The sequence below is a fragment of the Desulfovibrio sp. genome (assembly GCF_009712225.1).
In the GTDB taxonomy this organism is placed as follows: Bacteria; Desulfobacterota; Desulfovibrionia; order Desulfovibrionales; family Desulfovibrionaceae; genus Desulfovibrio.
On sequence record NZ_WASP01000003.1, the window covers coordinates 170,323 to 187,278 of the forward strand.

A 16,956-nucleotide genomic window follows, 5' to 3' on the forward strand; every position below is an offset into this window, starting at 1 on the left:
CTATGAGCCTGGACGATCTTTTCACCGCACGCGGCGCGTCGACCAACGTGACGAACATCCGCAACCTGAAAGCCATCCAGATTTCCATCGCATCGCCCGAAGCCATTCGTGAATGGTCTTACGGCGAAGTGAAAAAGCCGGAAACCATCAATTATCGTACCTTCAAGCCGGAGCGCGATGGCCTCTTCTGCGCCAAGATCTTCGGCCCTGTGAAGGACTATGAATGCAACTGCGGCAAATACAAGCGCATGAAGCACCGCGGCATCGTCTGCGAAAAGTGCGGCGTTGAAGTTATTGCCTCCAAGGTGCGCCGCGAGCGCATGGGCCACATTGAACTGGCCGCGCCCGTTGCCCACATCTGGTTCTTGAAGACCCTTCCCTCCAAGATCGGTACCCTGCTCGACATGACCATGGCCGATCTGGAAAAGGTGCTCTATTTCGACTCGTACATCGTGCTTGACCCCGGTCAGACCAACCTGCAGAAACGCCAGGTCATCTCTGAAGACCAGTACCTGCAGATTCTTGACCACTACGGCACCGACGATGTGCTTACCGTGGGCATGGGCGCCGAAGCCGTACGCAGCCTGCTGGAAGAGCTGGAGCTGGAAAAGCTGCGCGCCGAACTGCGCGAAGAAGGCGAATCCACCAAGAGCCAGACCAAGAAGAAAAAGATCACCAAGCGCCTCAAGATCGTTGAAGCCTTCCTGGAATCGGACAACAAGCCCGAATGGATGATCATGGAAGTTATTCCTGTCATTCCGCCGGAACTGCGTCCTCTGGTTCCTCTTGACGGTGGCCGTTTTGCCACCTCTGACCTCAACGACCTGTACCGCCGTGTCATCAACCGCAACAACCGCCTGAAACGGCTGATGGAACTGGGCGCGCCCGAAATCATCATCCGCAACGAAAAGCGCATGCTGCAGGAAGCTGTGGACGCGCTGTTCGACAACGGTCGTCGTGGTCGCGCCATTGCAGGCACCAACGGCCGCCCGCTCAAGTCGCTCTCTGACATGATCAAGGGCAAGCAGGGCCGCTTCCGTCAGAACCTGCTCGGTAAGCGCGTCGACTACTCTGGCCGTTCGGTTATTACCGTTGGCCCTTACCTCAAGCTGCACCAGTGCGGTTTGCCCAAAAAGATGGCGCTTGAGCTCTTCAAGCCCTTCATCTATGCCGAGCTTGAAAAAAGAGGCCACGCCTCCACCATCAAGAGCGCCAAAAAGATGGTGGAACGCGAAGAGCTGGTGGTGTGGGATATTCTGTCAGAAGTAGTGCGCGAGTACCCCATTCTGCTCAACCGCGCCCCTACCCTGCACCGTCTTGGTATTCAGGCCTTTGAACCCTTGCTGGTAGAAGGCAAGGCCATCCGTCTGCACCCCCTCGTCTGCTCGGCCTACAATGCCGACTTCGACGGTGACCAGATGGCCGTGCACATTCCCCTGTCGGTGGAAGCGCAGATCGAATGCCGCGTGCTCATGATGAGCACCAACAACATTCTCTCGCCCGCCAACGGTGGCCCTGTCATCGTGCCTTCGCAGGATATCGTGCTTGGTCTGTACTACATGACCGCCGAGCGCAGCTTCGAACAGGGCGAAGGCATGACCTTCTGCGCCCCGTGGGAAGTTGAAGCGGCCTACGACGCCGGGCAGGTCTCCCTGCACGCTCGCGTCAAGGTGCGCATGCCCGACGGCGCGATGTACGACACCACCCCCGGCCGCGTGCTGGTGAGCGACATTCTGCCCGAAAAGCTGGGCTTTGATCAGGTCAACTGCGTGCTGACCAAGAAGAACATTGCCCGACTGGTGGGCGCGGCCTACCGCCACTGCGGCATAAAGGCCACGGTCATCCTGTGCGACCGCCTCAAGGACATGGGTTACGAATTCGCCACCCGTGCGGGCGTGACCATCGGCGTGAAAGACCTCACCATTCCTGAAAGCAAAAAGCACATTCTGGCTGCCTCGCAGGCGGAAGTTGACGACATCGAACATCAGTATCGCGACGGTATCATCACCCGTACTGAAAAGTACAACAAGGTGGTCGACGTGTGGACCAAGGCCACACAGGACGTCTCGTCCGAGATGATCAAGGAAATATCGTACGACGTGCTTATCGATCCCAAGACCGGCAAGCAGGAGAAAAACCAGAGCTTCAACCCGATCTTCATGATGTCCAACTCGGGTGCTCGTGGTAACCAGGACCAGATGCGTCAGCTCGCCGGCATGCGCGGTCTGATGGCCAAGCCTTCTGGTGAAATCATTGAAACTCCTATTACGTCTTCGTTCCGCGAAGGCCTGTCGGTGTTGCAATACTTCACCTCCACCCACGGTGCTCGTAAGGGTCTGGCCGATACCGCTCTTAAGACGGCAAACTCCGGTTACCTTACCCGCCGCCTCGTCGACGTTGTGCAGGACGTTATTGTCTGCGAACATGACTGCGGCACTGTGGACGGCATCGAACTGACCCACCTCAAGGACGGCGGCGATATCAAAACCCCGCTGGCCGAGCGCGTCATTGGTCGTGTGCTGCTCTACCCTGTGTTTGATCCCGATGATCCAAACACCGTGCTCATGCCCGAAAACACGCTTATTGAGGAAAAAGAAGCCCAGCTTATCAGCGACAAGGGTATTTCCTCCATCACCGTGCGCTCGCCCCTTACCTGCCAGGCCGAACGCGGCATCTGCGCCCTTTGCTACGGGCGTGACCTTGCACGCGGCCACCTGGTCAACACGGGCGAAACCGTGGGTATCATCGCCGCCCAGTCCATCGGTGAACCTGGCACGCAGCTTACAATGCGTACCTTCCACATCGGTGGTACGGCTTCGAGCACCATTGAAAAGAACAAGTTTGAAGCCCAGAACACGGGTCGGGTTATCCTTAACCGTGTGCGTGCAGTTACCAACCGCGACGGCGTTGAACTGGTGCTCGGCAAGAGCGGCCAGCTCACCATCGTGGACGCGCAGGGCCGCGAACGCGAAAAATACATTCTGCCCAACGGCGCACGCCTGCTCGTCCACGACGGTCAGGAAGTGACCAAGGGCTACGTGCTGGCCGAATGGGATCCGTTCAACGAACCCTTTGTCTGCGAAGAAGAAGGCGTCATCCGTTTCACGGACATCATCGATGGCAAGACCGTGCAGGAAAAGGTGGACGATATTACCCGTCAGGCATCACTGACCATTATGGAATACCGCACCACCAACTTCCGTCCGTCCATCTCCATCTGCGATGAGCACGGCAGCGTCAAAAAGCGCAGCCACGGTGGCACGGCAGCGGTCTACACCCTGCCTGTCGGCTCCATCATCATGATTAAGGACGGCGCGGACATCCAGGCCGGTGACATCATCGCCCGTAAGCCCCGCGAAACTTCAAAGACCAAGGACATCGTGGGTGGTTTGCCGCGCGTTGCCGAGCTCTTTGAAGTGCGCAAGCCCAAGGACATGGCCGTGGTTTCTGAAATCGCGGGTACCGTGACCTACGCTGGCGAATCCAAGGGCAAGCGCAAGCTTGTGGTTACGCCTGAAATCGGCGAGGCCAAGGAATACCTGGTACCCAAGGGCAAGCATATTACCGCTGCCGACGGCGACTTTGTGGAAGCGGGCGATCCGCTGACCGAAGGCTACCCCGAACTGCACGATATTCTGCGCACCCGTGGCGAAAAGTTCCTTGCCCGCTACCTCGTGGACGAAATCCAGGAAGTTTACCGCTTCCAGGGCGTGGGTATCGATGACAAGCACATCGAAGTCATCGTGCGTCAGATGCTCAAGAAGGTTACCGTGCTTGACTGCGGCGGTACCAGCTTCCTTGTGGGCGAACAGGTGGACAAGGCCGAATTCAAGGCTGAAAACCAGAAGGTCATTGCCGAGGGGCGCATTCCCGCCACTGCTGAACCGCTGGTGCTTGGCATCACCCAGGCTTCGTTGACGACCTCTTCGTTCATCTCGGCGGCTTCCTTCCAGGAAACCACCAAGGTGCTCACCGAGGCTTCGCTCAAGGGCAAGATGGACTACCTGCGCGGCCTGAAGGAAAACGTCATTGTGGGCCGTCTGATTCCTGCCGGTACCGGCTACCGCGAATACGTCAATGGCGACATCGTGGTTCCCGACCAGAAGGAACGTCCCGACAAGTTCCTTGAAGATCTGGAAGAAAATCCGGTTCTTGTTGATCTGAACAGCTAGCACAGCAGCCCATGGGCTGAGAGAGATACAAAAAGCCCCCTCGGAATGAACGTTCCGAGGGGGCTTTGCTTTTTGGCATACACAAATAACCAGCGCCCCTACCCGTCAATATTGCTAGAGCAAGGCCAATGCCACCACGCGCCCATTGACCTTGCCACCGCCAAACCCTCTGCCGCCTCTAACTATCTGTAGATATACACAGCAAACACGCTGCCTCCCCCACCCCTTAAGCAAGCCCCCCTACCCCAAAAGTAAAATCGCCCTGAAACGACTTCTGAGCCTCTGAAATTGAATCCGAGCCTTCAACTACGTTTTTTACGCAAAAACACTGCTACAGCACACTACAGCGCTCTTATTTGCCATTTGTGCGCACAGCCGGGAGGCACACACGAACAACCTACGGTGCTAACTGGGCCTCAACGCTGCATTTCTGCACAACCTGAACGTTCAAACATGATTACTTACAAAAATTATAAGCAATGATTTGACTAAGTTTAAACAGAGATTCCATGCAAAGTTTTATAAAAAAAAAATTTAAAACATTAATAGAAGTGTTTTGCTATGCAATAGCCTGCTTTATTGCAATATCAATACATTAGCTTTGCAGGCGATTGTGCAAAATTTCCCATTCTTATTGAATTGTTAATCCTTTCAAGCATAGAGCTTAACTTTCATTTTTTTGCACAAAAAAATCCATACCTCGTTGACACAGTATCTTTAATATGAGAATAGTTTTGTACGGATTAATTACATCAAGTTTTTTATTAATTAATTGCTCTTTTTAACCGCCTCATATAAACTGGGGCGCGACTGCGGAAGACGCAGGGGGTTACCATGTCAGCTTTGTCAGAACGCGATTATTTGGCCGAAGAAATTTGCGAACTGTTCACCAAGCTCACTGGCGATGCGTATGCCGAAGATATGGCGCGTGCCCGCAAGCTGGCCGAGGGGGGCAACCCTCACGATCACTGGCTGCACACCACCAGGCTCGACTATGAATCGCGGCTTTTCATGTACATGGCGGCTGCTTTTGCCATGCGTTGCATGAAGGGCGAACCCTACAAGTGCGCCGTATTTATGCGCAGTGCGGCTGAAGCCCTCAGCCAGCCCCAGGTCTAGGCAAATGCATGCATTGGGAAATCCCGTGCGTGCGCGCGGGATTTCCCCAATTGTGCCCGGCTCATCCAGGCCGGGGTAACACCATCTGGATTTTGTCAGGAAGCAAGGATCCATCATGCGGGAAAAAATTATCAGATTCAGCACAACTCTCCCTTGCCTGTTACCATTGCTTTGCGGCCTGGCATTCGTGCCTGCTGCGGCGCAAGGAGGCGAACTTGTCGCCGTTACCACGCCGCAAATAAGCAAGCCCGAAATGCCCAAGGTCATTTTTCCCCATGACAAGCATGTGGAGGCTGTTGAGGCCAAAAACGGAGATTGCTCCACCTGCCACAACATGACCGACGCAGGCATGTCTGAAACCCTCAAGGACGTAACTTCGGTTGCGGCAAAAAAGCAGGTCACCTACATGCATGCGACCTGTACCGAATGCCACGTCAAGGCTGGCAAGGGGCCGCGGCTTGTGGACTGCAGGGTCTGCCACAACGAGCGCACCGCATCTGAGTTTGCCGGCAAAAAGAAATAGCCAGCAGGCTCACGGAACACAGAAGAATACGCTAGGAGGCAGAATCAGATGCTGGATTTCATTACCGGACCACTGTTCATTATTTCCATTGCCGTATTTATTGTCGGCCTGCTTGCGCGTGCGGTCATCTACGTGCGCGGTCTTGATGCCCGCCTTGAACGGGTTGCCTACAGTTATCATACCGAGCGTTCCATTCCCGGCGTGCTCGCATCCATCTTCAAGTGGCTTATTCCCGGCGGCACCAGCGGCTGGCGGGCCCAGCCGGTTGCCACTATTCTTTTCTTTCTTTTGCATTTTGGCGCGGTGCTGATACCGCTCTTCCTTCTTGGTCACACCGTTCTGCTTGAAACCTATGTGGGCATAAGCTTGCCGTCTCTGCCCGGCGGCGTTGCCGATGTGCTTGCCATCATGGCCCTTTCAGGCCTTGTTCTGCTTGCTTTGCGGCGTCTTACCTCACCGGCGCTCAGGCAGCTCAACAGCGGCCAGGACTGGCTCATACTGCTTTTGACCTTTCTGCCTTTTGCCACGGGCCTTTTGGCACGTTTTGACGGCGAAGCTTACCAGACGTGGATGATCGCCCATGTGATCAGCGGCGAACTGTTTCTTATTCTGGCCCCCTTCACCAAGCTTTCGCACATTGCGCTCTTCTTTATGTCACGTGCCCAGATCGGTATGGACTATGCCATCAAAAGGGGCGGCGCGACGCGCGGTGGAGCCTTTCCCTGGTAAGAGGGGCAAACGAATTATCTTTTCGCCTGAAAGGAGCGAACCATGTCCGAATTGTTGTGCACCCCAACCCCTGTAACCACCAAAGAAGGCATCCTTGAACTGCTCAAGGACAAGGGCGGGGCGCAATATTACAGCCAGATGAAGGAAATGAAGGTCGACCAGAAAGCCCTGGCGCGCGACCTTGAACAAACCTGCAAATCGCGCACACGCACATGGCTCAGCGTGTGTGCGCACTGTGCCATGTGCGCAGACAGCTGTTTTTTTTATCGCACCAACAACAACGATCCCACGCAGATTCCTTCGTACAAGATCCAGTCGACGCTGGGCGAAATGCTGCGCCGCAAGGGCAAGGTTGACGCCGAGTTCATGATCAAGTGCATGGACGCAGCCTGGGGCAAGTGCACCTGCTGCAACCGCTGCTCGGTATACTGCCCGCACGGCATCGATACGGGCGTCATGTTCAGCTATCTGCGCGGCATTCTCTTCAAGCACGGCTTTATCCCGTGGGAAATGAAAATCGGCTCTGGCATGCACCGCGTGTACGGGGCGCAGATGGACGTGAGCGAAGAAGACTGGGTGGAAACCTGCGAATGGATGGTCGAAGAGCAGCAGGACGAATGGCCCGACCTGGAAATACCTGTTGAAAAAGAACACGCGGACGTCATGTACATTCTTAACGCCCGCGAAGTGAAGCACTACCCCGAAGACATCGCGCAGGCGGCCATTCTTTTCCACGCTACAGACACCAACTGGACCGTACCCCGTGAAGGTTGGGAAAACACCTCGCTCACCATGTTTGCGGGCGACTGGGAAGGCTGCGCACAGAACGTAAAGCGCATCTATGCCGCCATTGACCGCATCAAGCCCAAGGTGGTTGTGGGCACGGAATGCGGCCACGCCCACCGCGCAACCGTGGTCGAAGGCCCCTACTGGGCCGGACGCGAAAGCGGCGATCCGCCAGTGCGGTTCATGCATTATGTGGAATGGGTTGCAGAAATGCTGCGCACAGGCAAGATCAAGATTGATCCTGCCAAAAAGCTCAAGATGCCCTGCACCCTCCAGGATTCATGCAACTATGTGCGCAGCCACGGGCTTGGCAAGGCCACACGCGAAATCATGAGCTATATCGCCGAAGATTTTCGCGAAATGGACCCCAAGGGCGACCACAACTTCTGCTGCGGTGGCGGCGGTGGCCTCAACGGCATCGGCCTGTACCGCAAGGAACGCAACGTGGGGCTCAAAAACAAGCTGGACCAGATAAAGGCAACTGGCGCGGAACTGGTCATAAGCCCCTGCCACAACTGCTGGGACGCCATCCGCGACATGATGGAAGTATACGAGGAACACAACATCAAGTGGTCGTTCCTCAAACCGCTGCTGGTGGATATGATGATTATCCCTGATCACATCCGCCACAACGAAGTATAAAAAAGGCCGCCTGCAAAGCAGGCGACCAAAAGAACAGCACGGTTCACCACCGGAATTGAAAAACTCCCCGTTTACCGCACCAGCATTTGTCCTTTTGCCTGGCACGTAAACGGAGCAAACCGCAGCCCTGACGGTCGGGCACAATCCCATGTCCGACCGTCAGGCGGGTAACAGATCAGAATCTAGGCCATGGCAGCGCTGACAGTAGAGAGCAGCGCTTCGCTTGAGCAGTTTTTTGAAAGCACGGGAATGCCCGTACCAAAGCTTACCGGGCGGGGTCCAACAGCGGTGCACACCACGGCAGGCAGTGATCTGGTGGCAGCATTGCGGCGCAGGCGACTGTACATGATGGTTCCAGAGGTTCCCTCCAGTTCCACATCAAACACGATGCAGTCGGGCCTGTCGCTCTCCACCTTGGCCAGGCTTTCAGCGCATGTGCTGGCCGTGCTTACCCGGTAATTACACTGCTGAAGAGTTTGGGACAGTCTGCTTTGGCTTTCGGCATCGCTGTCTACCAAGAGAATATGCTTTTGCATTGGTGCCTCCGAAGTCGGTCTCCGGCAAGAGAGGGGAAGAAGGTTGCGCCACCCTGCGGCGAGTGGCATGGCGCGGCGCCGAAGCGCTGCTTTGACGAACAGAACCAAGGGTCACGGCCTCAAGCGAATTGTGCATGGAGCGGGCAACCTTATCCCAGGCATCAAAGGCTGTTTTGCCCACAGGAGCGGCCTGGCTCACCCCAGGCAACGAAATACCGCCCTCAACTGCAAAAATTATATCTGCCAGGGTTATGTCGTCCGGGGTGCGGGCCAGCATATGGCCACCGGCAATGCCGCGTACGCTTTTGACAATGCCTTCGGCCTGAAGCAGGCGCATAATTTTTTGAACAAATTTTTCAGATATCCCCGTGCTGACCGAAAGTTCGGACGCAGAGGCGGGAATATCGTCATCTTGTTCAGAAAGGCACAATAACAGGTGCAAAGCATGGCAAGCCATTGTCGAAATACGCATATTCATTCCTTATTTTGCAGGAGACAATAATTGGCTCGAAACCATATCTATCTAATTTAGACTGTTCTGCTCATGTTTTTAGCGCACCAAATCCATGCCGTCAAGCGGGTGCGTGGAGCCACAAACCCGCTTCGAAAAGCCGAATAACTCAACTTTTCAAGGATGTGAATAGTTTCGCAACCTATGCGCGGCAAAAAAAAAATACTGCCCATGCCCAATTTTATGTGCTACGGTTGTGCGTCAAATAAAAGTGAATAGCCGCATCAACGGCGCTGAACCGCCGGCAGGATTGGCAGATGGAAAATCATTCTGCTCAAGAGGGATTACCAATGAAGCTCTCGGCAAAAACACGCTATGCAGCCAGAATACTTCTCTTTCTGGCACAGAACGGTATTGAAAAACCGGTTTCGTCCAGCCAGCTGGCAGCTCAGACAGGCATCAGCTCACAATTCAGCGAACAGATATTACGCCAGCTGCGCCTGGCAGGTATAACGGGCAGCATACGTGGAGCCAAGGGTGGGCATGTACTCTTGCGCAAACCTGAAGAATTGACCTTTGGATGTATAGTCAAACTCATGGAAGGCGGAATTGAGCTTACAAACTGCATGGAAAAACCGGGAGAATGCTCTCGCTTTGATGAATGCGATGTAAGGAAGGCCTGGCAAAACCTGCAATCCACACTGGATGGCGTTTTTGACTCGATTACTTTGCGTGATCTTATGCATGACCATCGTATTCTTATGTAATCAATGAAACTTATTTTATAATAAAATTACTTTTAACATTTATAACGTCAAAAAAAGGTCGGCAAATGCCGGCCTTTTTTTATATTATTAGCATATCAGGCAATTTTTATCATACTAATTTAGTAGAAAAAAATATTTTCAAGCTTGTTAAAAAAATTTTTTGTTTGCCTTGAAAAAAAATTTAAAACGGAGTAAAATAGTTGATTTATTTAAATAAAATTAGGGTAGTCATGATTAACTTAACTGTATTGTTTCCGCCTGACATCTTTGCATTTTTCTTAATTTTGAGTATCAGGGGGGTCACCGTACACCTTGACTAAGTCGCTTAGTGTGATCAATTCCTGATTACACAGGTAAGATTTAATCAGGCGTCGGCCCAATCAAAGGAGAGGTTGCAGGCAGGCAGACGCATGCCGGGCTTGAACGCGTGTCGGCTGTGCCGGCCGCAACTAACCCACGAACTAGCGGCATCTTGACCCCACGGAGTAAACGCATGAGCACACTTTTTTACATTCTTGGCTATTTGGCGGTAGCCGGCTTTTTCTGCATGGCCTACCTCAAAATCAAATCTTACCTTGCATCCAGCCCGCTGCATGTTCGGTGGGAACTGTACCCCGTGCCTCATGAAGGCTCAAAGACGGTGTACGGCGGCAGTTTCATGGAAGAAAAGGACTGGTGGACCAAGCCCCGCCACATCGAACACATGGGCGATGTGAAGGCTCTGTTGACCGAAGTGCTTTTCCTGCACGCCACCTTTGAGCACAACCTCAAGCTCTGGGTGCGCACCTACCCCTTCCATGTGGGTATGTACATGCTCATGGGCGGCACCATTGTTGTGCTGTTCTCTGCCATTGCGCAGATTCTGGGCATGAACCCCCAGGGCGGCCTGATGATTTTTGTGGGTAATATTATCAGCGCCTGTGTGCTCGCTGGCACGCTGTGCATCATCGTGGGCGGCATCAGCCTGGTTATGCGCCGCCGCGCCGATGAAGGCCTGCGCCGCTACAGCACCCCCGAACACTACTTCAACCTGCTTATCTTCGTGCTCTTCGGCGTGCTGGGTCTGGTTGCCTGGGCTTCCGCCCCTTCCTATTTCGAGCTGGCCCGCACCTTCATGTATAACCTGATCACGTTCAACTTTGCTCCCCAGACCAACGTGCTGTTTGCCATGCACCTGCTGGTGGGCTTTTTCCTGCTGATCTGGATCCCCATGACCCATATGGGCCACGTTTTCATGAAGTACTTCACCTACCATGACATCCGCTGGGGCGACGAGCCCACCAACTACAGCACCAAGAACCAGCAGAAGATCATGGACGCCCTGAAGTTCAACGTTACGTGGTCTGCCGAGCACATCGCGGGCGACGGCCAGCCCAAGACCTGGGTGGACGTGGCCACCACCAATCCCGCAGCCCCCAAGAAGGAAGACTAGGGAGTTCCGACATGAAAGATAATCTGCAATTGAAAGATGTTTCCACTGCCGAAGGGCAGATGGTCAGCATTGACCTCAAGGATATTCCTGAACTTCCCGTGGACATGCACACCATGCCCTGGAAGCCCTTTACCGACGAACAGAAGCAGAACACTGCCTGTATCCTTGACGACGTGTGCGTGCTGAACATTCCCATGCCCAAGAACAAGGAAGAAGAAGAGGAACTGGTCAACAAGTTCCTCAACGGTATGCGCAAGCTGTTCACCAAGGAAAACAACTGGACCTTCCTGCCCATGCTTGAAACCAGCATGGACTACTGCGCCCAGTGCAATTCCTGCTCTGAAGCCTGCCATCTGTATGAAATGTCTGGCAGAAACGAAATGTACCGGCCCAACTTCCGGTCTGAAATCTTCCGCCGCATTTACAAGCAGTATGTGAAAAAGGAACCCTTGGCCAAGTGGCGCTACGGCGACATCGGCCTGAACTGGAAGACCGTGGCTCGCCTTGGCGAACTGGCATACCGCTGCAACCTTTGCCGTCGCTGCGCGCAGACCTGCCCCATCGGCGTGGACAACGCCTTGCTGGCCCGCGAAATCCGCAAGCTTTTCAGCCAGGAACTGGGCATCTACCCCCGCGAGCTGCACGAAAAGGGCACCATCAACCAGATGAAGTGCGGTTCTTCGACCGGTATGACCCCCGAAGTGGTGAAAGAAAACGTTGAGTTCATCGACGAGGACTACACCGAAATCACCGGCATCGGCATCCACACCCCCTTCGACGTGCAGGGTGCGGATATCATGCTGCTGCACAACGCTGGCGAAGTCATGGCCTGGCCTGAAAACATCGCCGCCTTCTCGCTGATCTTCCAGGAAGCTGGTCTTTCCTGGACCCTCTCGAGCAAGGCCCTTGCGTACGACGGCGTTAACTACGGCGTGTTCTACGACGACGCCCAGACCGCCCGTATCGCCCTGCAGCACATGATGGCCGCCAAAGAACTTGGCGTTAAGAAGATCGTCATCGGTGAATGCGGCCACGCCCACAAGGCCCTGACCGTTATCGCCGACCGCGTTATTCCCTTTGAGTATCAGGTACCGCGCGAAAGCTGCTACGTGACCCTGCACGACATCGTCATGTCGGGCCGCCTCAAGCTTGATCCTTCGCGCAACAACTTCCCCGTGACCCTGCACGACCCCTGCAACATCGTGCGCCTCATGGGTATTGTTGAACCCCAGCGCGAAATCGTGCGCAAGATTGCGCCCCTGTTCCGCGAAATGCCCTGCCACGGCGTGGACAACTACTGCTGCGGCGGCGGCTCCGGCTTCGCCATTATGACCCGTAACAACATCGAACAATGGCGCGGCAACATCTCTGGCCGTAAAAAGATGTGGCAGATCAGCGAAGCCTTCAAGGATTGCCTTGGACCGGAAACCCGCAAGTACATCTGCGCTCCCTGCTCCAACTGCAAGGGCCAGATCCGCGAAGTTCTGGAACACAACGATCTGTACACCAAGAATAACTTCGCATACGGCGGCCTGGTGGAACTGATCGTCAACGCCATGGTCAACGTGAACCCCGGGTTCATCAAGTTTGAAGGCGAAGAAGAATAGTTTCCTGACCGTGGGATAAATACAAAAAGGGGCGCAAGCCCCTTTTTGTATTTATGAGCGTTGCCAACGGCAGCGTGAACAGAAACCAGAAGCAGACCGCGGATTGACCGCCCCGCCGCGCACTCCCAAACACCCACTCGTTCACTTTCTTGCAGGCACCACCCTGGCGCCGCACGAAAGCCAGATTCCCGCCATCACGCAGGCCAACCCAGCCAGATGCGTCCACAAGAGATGTTCGCCCAGTACCAGCCACGACAAGGCCACCCCGCTCAGAGGCACAAGACCGGTAAAGGCAGCCGCCGCGCTGGCCGGAACAAGGGCAATCCCCTTGAACCAGAGCACATACGAAAGGTACGAAACAGCCGCCCCATAATAGACGATGCAGCCCAGTGCCATGCCCGTAATCCCTGCAAAGTCATAGTGCCAGGAGTCAAACAGCGCCACAGGCAGCAGCATGATAAAGGCGTACAGGGAAACAGCAGTCGTTCGCCGCAGGGGTGACATGGCGCAGCAATGCGCCTTGCTGAGCACAGAAAACGCAGCCTCTCCCAGCACGGCCGCAAGTACAAGGCCGTTGCCCAGCAAACTGCGCCACAGATGGTCTTGCGCCAGACCTGCGGGTAGCCCGGCTGTCTGCCCCGCTGCGCCATGCTCTGCCAGAAAGGGTGAAACATTGATCGCCACCAGCCCCAGGCTCACGCAGGCAATACCGCAGATACGGCGCAAGGGCGGGCGCTCTTGCAGCATTACCCAGGCAAGCAGCCCGATAACTGCCGGGGCCGCGCTGCTCATAAGCCCGGCAGACGCAGCACTGGTAAAACGCAGCCCCTCAAAGGTAAATACGCGATAGAGGGCGATACCGAACAGGGCCTGCAGAGCTAATGTGGCGTGAGTACGCCGGTCAAGTGCCCCCCTTTCTCCCCGCAGCCACAACATGGGCAGCATTATCACCAGCCCCGCTCCCAAACCCAGCTCTGCCGCAAGACAAACTGGCAGGCTGCCCACCAGCAGTTTGCCAGCCACCACAGCGCTGCCCGCAATGCTCATGGCAAGGGTCAGGCATACCCACGCCAGCCCCTGTTTGCTGCGGCTTGCATCATGCGTGGCGTCTGTGCCGCCTGTTCCTGCCTTTTGCGCTGATCGCTCGCTATCCACATCCCGTGCTTCAGCGGTTGTCTTCAGGCAGTGGGTGTCAACAACCGTTCCAAATGCACGATTTTCGCAACTTTCCATTATCCGTCTCCTCAATAACAGGCTTATTGACCGCAACGCATGGCGCGCATTGCCATCTGGCAGAGGAGAAGGTAGCGTGGATGAAGTGGTCTGGATAAGATCCAATTTTCTACAAAAATAACCATACCAATACGGATACACCATGTGGCTGACACTCGATAAGCAGAGCCCACTGTCGCTCAACCGGCAGATAAGCAGCCAGATCAGGACGTTTATTTTGCGTGGCGACCTGCCAGCGGGCCATCTGTTGCCCTCCACGCGTCAGCTCGGCAAAGAGCTTGATGTGGCGCGCAGCACAGTGCTGGAAGCCTACGACCAGCTGCTGGCCGAGGGGTATCTGGAATCGCGCAGCGGCTCGGGAACCAGAGTGGCGCAAGGCATCCGTCCCCAGCCGCGACTGACGGGCGGTTCTGCTGCCATGCTCCCCATGGCCCCCCTGATAGAAGGCTGTGATCCTCCGGAGCTGGTTAACTTCCAGTCGGGTATTCCCGCGCTGGAGCAGTTTCCCGCCGGGGAATGGGGCAAGCTGTACCGCCAGTGCTGCGAAAGTCTGCCCGCCTCTGCCCTGCGCTACTGCAGCCCCGCCGGTGTGGACGAGCTGCGCGAGGCAATCTCTGGCTGGCTGTTGCGCATGCGGGGCCTGCGGGCAGACCCCGGCCAGATTATGATCACAACTGGCGCAACGCAAGGGCTCAGGCTGGTGGCCAGGCTGCTCAACCGCCCCAAGGCGCTGGCGCTGGTAGAAGACCCCGTGCACCGGGGGCTGGTGGAGGTTATCGCCCGGGCGGGCTACGAGGTTAAAGGCATCGCCGCCGACGCGCAGGGTATGGACGCTGACCAGCTGCACAACCTTTCGGAAGACTGCGCCTCCCGCTGCGCCTTTATATATGTAACGCCATCGCACCAGTATCCCACAGGGGGTATTCTTTCCGCACCACGGCGGCAGACCCTTGTGAATTTTGCCCATGCGCGGGGCTGCATGCTGGTGGAGGACGACTACGACGGGGAATTTCGTTTTGAGGGCACCCCCGTCAGCGCCATGCGCGAGCTGGCGCCCGAGAAGGTCATCTACATAGGATCTTTCAGCAAAATCCTGGCCCCGGCCCTGCGCATCGGTTTTGCCGTGGTGCCTGCGGCCCTGATTCCCCGCTGGATAGAAGAAAAACAGTTCACCGACGTGCACACTGATGCTCTTACACAGCGTGCGCTTGCCAGCTTTATCTCCAGTGGTACACTCGAACGGCATATCTGGAAAATGTGCAAGCTCTACAAGCGCAAGAGGCAGTACTTGCTGCAATGTCTGCGTGAACGGTTTGGCGGATGCTTTTCTGCCAGTGGGCAGGCCGCAGGACTGCATATGGTTGCGGAATTTCCAGAAATAAAGTTTACTGAAGCAATGCTGGCAAGCATGCGCGCCCATGGTGTACGTGCTGTACCGGTAGAACACCACTCGCTGTGCCGTGACGGAACACACGCACATCAGCTGATTCTTGGCTATGCCCACCTTTCGGAGCAGGCCATGGAGAGGGGCGTTGACGCTCTGCATGCAGCTTTGCGTTCATGAAAATAACTTGGTCGAGGGCAAGACTTCTCTCTCCCCCACGCACGCGTACAGCAGCAGGGCGAATACCAGTTTTTTCTGTGCATTCGGCGGCTTGCAGGTGTGCATACTTTCCATTCCAGCGGCATGTGCGCATTGACAGGATGCCCGCAATGAGGCAATAGAAAAGCCTTCATCCACAAGCGGCGCATGATTTGTGCGCACATCTTTTCTCGCGGAGGGCGGAGATGAAAAAAGGTATGACATGGCTTGCTGCAATGGCATTTTGCGTGGCGATGGCCGCGCCCGCAATGGCTGCGGATCCCATTAAAATCGGCGTTGCCGGCGCGCACTCTGGCGACCTGGCATCCTACGGCGTTCCCAGCTTGAACGCCGCCAAGGTTGTTATCGCCGAAGTCAACGCCAACGGTGGCGTGCTTGGACGTCAGATTGAACTGGTTGCCCAGGATGACCAGTGCAAGCCCGAACTGGCCACCAACGCGGCCACCAAGCTGATTTCCGAAAAGGTTAGCGTGGTCATGGGCCACATCTGCTCCGGCGCTACCAAGGCTACCCTGCCGCTCTACACCGAAGCCAAAATCGTGTCCATGTCGCCTTCGGCCACCACCCCCAGCCTTACCGAGAGTGGCACCAACCCCTATTTCTTCCGCACCATCGCCAACGACAAGGCCCAGGCCAAGTTGACCAGCGACTTCATCCTCAATGGCATCAAGGCCAAAAAAGTTGCCTATCTGCATGACAACGGCGACTACGGCAAGGGCTTTGTGGACAACAACCGCGAAGCGCTTGAAAAGGCCGGCGTTGAAACCGTTCTGTACGAAGCCGTTACGCCCGACGCCGTGGACTTCTCGGCTGTTGTGCGCAAACTGCGCCGCGCCAAGCCCGACATCCTCGTGTTCGGCGGCTACCAGCCCACCGCCTCCAAGCTGCTGCAGCAGATGCGCCGCGACCACGTGACCACCGCCATGATCGGCCCCGATGGTCTCAAGGACGAAGCCTTCATCAAGATGGCTGGCAAGGACGCTGAGGGCGTGTACGCCTCTTACCCCAAGGACACCAGTAACCTGCCCGCCTACAAGCATGCCCTTGAAGGCCATGTGAAGATGTTCGGCAGCGATCCCGGTTCCTTCTACTACAACGGCTACGCTGCCACCCAGGCTCTGGTAAACGCCATTGCCAAGGCTGGCTCCACCGACGCCGCCAAGGTTGTGGAAGCCCTGCGCACCACCCCTGTGGAAACCCCGCTGGGCAAGCTGACCTTCAGCAAGACCGGCGATGCCGCAGGCATGGGCCTCTCGATCTACCAGATCAAAGACGGCAAGTTCGTAGAACTTAAGCACAGCATCACCCTGGACTAAATGTCTACCGGGGCGGGGGCCGGGGCGGGGCCCCGCGGTT

Annotated in this window: 13 protein-coding genes; 10 read left to right on the forward strand and 3 right to left on the reverse strand. The window is 55.8% G+C overall.

From position 1 onward, the window contains the following. Positions 1 to 2: 2 nt before the first annotated feature. From rpoC to hmcF, 5 genes are all read left to right on the forward strand, one after another. Entirely contained in the window at positions 3 to 4,172 is a 4,170-nt protein-coding gene (rpoC, locus tag F8N36_RS01810; RefSeq protein ID WP_291331039.1) for a DNA-directed RNA polymerase subunit beta', read from the forward strand. 834 nt (positions 4,173 to 5,006) lie between these two features. Further along, positions 5,007 to 5,291: a hypothetical protein gene (locus F8N36_RS01815; RefSeq protein ID WP_291331040.1), complete on the forward strand. Its 285-nt coding sequence runs from the start codon at positions 5,007 to 5,009 to the stop codon at positions 5,289 to 5,291. A gap of 187 nt (positions 5,292 to 5,478) precedes the next feature. Beyond that, positions 5,479 to 5,814, forward strand: a complete 336-nt coding sequence (locus F8N36_RS01820) for a cytochrome c3 family protein (RefSeq protein ID WP_291331041.1) — start codon at positions 5,479 to 5,481, stop codon at positions 5,812 to 5,814. A 48-nt stretch (positions 5,815 to 5,862) separates the two neighbouring features. Further along, positions 5,863 to 6,543, forward strand: a complete 681-nt coding sequence (gene hmcE / locus F8N36_RS01825; protein ID WP_291331042.1) for a sulfate respiration complex protein HmcE — start codon at positions 5,863 to 5,865, stop codon at positions 6,541 to 6,543. Positions 6,544 to 6,585: 42 nt separating this feature from the next. Continuing rightward, complete coding sequence (hmcF, locus tag F8N36_RS01830) at positions 6,586 to 7,971, forward strand: sulfate respiration complex iron-sulfur protein HmcF (RefSeq protein ID WP_291331043.1); 1,386 nt, start codon at positions 6,586 to 6,588, stop codon at positions 7,969 to 7,971. A gap of 182 nt (positions 7,972 to 8,153) precedes the next feature. Here hmcF and F8N36_RS01835 read toward each other — a convergent pair whose 3' ends face one another. Then, complete coding sequence (locus F8N36_RS01835) at positions 8,154 to 8,507, reverse strand: response regulator (protein WP_291331044.1); 354 nt, start codon at positions 8,505 to 8,507, stop codon at positions 8,154 to 8,156. Continuing rightward, positions 8,431 to 8,985, reverse strand: coding sequence for an Rrf2 family transcriptional regulator (locus F8N36_RS01840; RefSeq protein WP_366247023.1), 555 nt, complete (start codon positions 8,983 to 8,985; stop codon positions 8,431 to 8,433). Before F8N36_RS01840 ends, F8N36_RS01835 begins: the two co-directional genes overlap by 77 nt. Before the next feature lie 290 nt (positions 8,986 to 9,275). Here F8N36_RS01840 and F8N36_RS01845 point away from each other — a divergent pair, with 290 nt between their 5' ends. The 3 genes from F8N36_RS01845 to F8N36_RS01855 all read left to right on the forward strand — a co-directional run bounded on the left by F8N36_RS01845 (position 9,276) and on the right by F8N36_RS01855 (position 12,764). Further along, entirely contained in the window at positions 9,276 to 9,725 is a 450-nt protein-coding gene (locus F8N36_RS01845; protein WP_291331046.1) for an Rrf2 family transcriptional regulator, read from the forward strand. A gap of 493 nt (positions 9,726 to 10,218) precedes the next feature. Then, positions 10,219 to 11,157 (forward strand): respiratory nitrate reductase subunit gamma, encoded by a 939-nt coding sequence (locus F8N36_RS01850; RefSeq protein WP_291331047.1) that lies wholly within the window; start codon positions 10,219 to 10,221, stop codon positions 11,155 to 11,157. A gap of 11 nt (positions 11,158 to 11,168) precedes the next feature. Then, positions 11,169 to 12,764, forward strand: a complete 1,596-nt coding sequence (locus tag F8N36_RS01855) for a (Fe-S)-binding protein (protein WP_291331048.1) — start codon at positions 11,169 to 11,171, stop codon at positions 12,762 to 12,764. Positions 12,765 to 12,905: 141 nt separating this feature from the next. Here F8N36_RS01855 and F8N36_RS01860 read toward each other — a convergent pair whose 3' ends face one another. Beyond that, on the reverse strand, positions 12,906 to 13,997 hold the full coding sequence (locus F8N36_RS01860) for a DMT family transporter (protein ID WP_291331049.1): 1,092 nt from the start codon (positions 13,995 to 13,997) through the stop codon (positions 12,906 to 12,908). Positions 13,998 to 14,139: 142 nt separating this feature from the next. On the opposite strand from F8N36_RS01860, the gene F8N36_RS01865 reads away from it, so the two are divergent. Continuing rightward, positions 14,140 to 15,561, forward strand: coding sequence for a PLP-dependent aminotransferase family protein (locus F8N36_RS01865; RefSeq protein ID WP_291331050.1), 1,422 nt, complete (start codon positions 14,140 to 14,142; stop codon positions 15,559 to 15,561). A gap of 224 nt (positions 15,562 to 15,785) precedes the next feature. Then, positions 15,786 to 16,916: a branched-chain amino acid ABC transporter substrate-binding protein gene (locus F8N36_RS01870; protein ID WP_291331051.1), complete on the forward strand. Its 1,131-nt coding sequence runs from the start codon at positions 15,786 to 15,788 to the stop codon at positions 16,914 to 16,916. The last annotated feature ends 40 nt before the right edge of the window (positions 16,917 to 16,956 follow it).

Bases quoted from the DNA above. Each gene is read 5' to 3' on its own strand.
- F8N36_RS01855 (WP_291331048.1), top strand. From the start codon at position 11,169: ATGAAAGATAATCTGCAATTGAAAGATGTTTCCACTGCCGAAGGGCAG.
- rpoC (WP_291331039.1), top strand. From the start codon at position 3: ATGAGCCTGGACGATCTTTTCACCGCACGCGGCGCGTCGACCAACGTG.
- F8N36_RS01850 (WP_291331047.1), top strand. From the start codon at position 10,219: ATGAGCACACTTTTTTACATTCTTGGCTATTTGGCGGTAGCCGGCTTT.
- hmcE (WP_291331042.1), top strand. From the start codon at position 5,863: ATGCTGGATTTCATTACCGGACCACTGTTCATTATTTCCATTGCCGTA.
- F8N36_RS01865 (WP_291331050.1), top strand. From the start codon at position 14,140: ATGTGGCTGACACTCGATAAGCAGAGCCCACTGTCGCTCAACCGGCAG.
- F8N36_RS01870 (WP_291331051.1), top strand. From the start codon at position 15,786: ATGAAAAAAGGTATGACATGGCTTGCTGCAATGGCATTTTGCGTGGCG.
- F8N36_RS01840 (WP_366247023.1), bottom strand. From the start codon at position 8,985: ATGAATATGCGTATTTCGACAATGGCTTGCCATGCTTTGCACCTGTTA.
- F8N36_RS01845 (WP_291331046.1), top strand. From the start codon at position 9,276: ATGGAAAATCATTCTGCTCAAGAGGGATTACCAATGAAGCTCTCGGCA.
- hmcF (WP_291331043.1), top strand. From the start codon at position 6,586: ATGTCCGAATTGTTGTGCACCCCAACCCCTGTAACCACCAAAGAAGGC.
- F8N36_RS01815 (WP_291331040.1), top strand. From the start codon at position 5,007: ATGTCAGCTTTGTCAGAACGCGATTATTTGGCCGAAGAAATTTGCGAA.
- F8N36_RS01835 (WP_291331044.1), bottom strand. From the start codon at position 8,507: ATGCAAAAGCATATTCTCTTGGTAGACAGCGATGCCGAAAGCCAAAGC.
- F8N36_RS01860 (WP_291331049.1), bottom strand. From the start codon at position 13,997: ATGGAAAGTTGCGAAAATCGTGCATTTGGAACGGTTGTTGACACCCAC.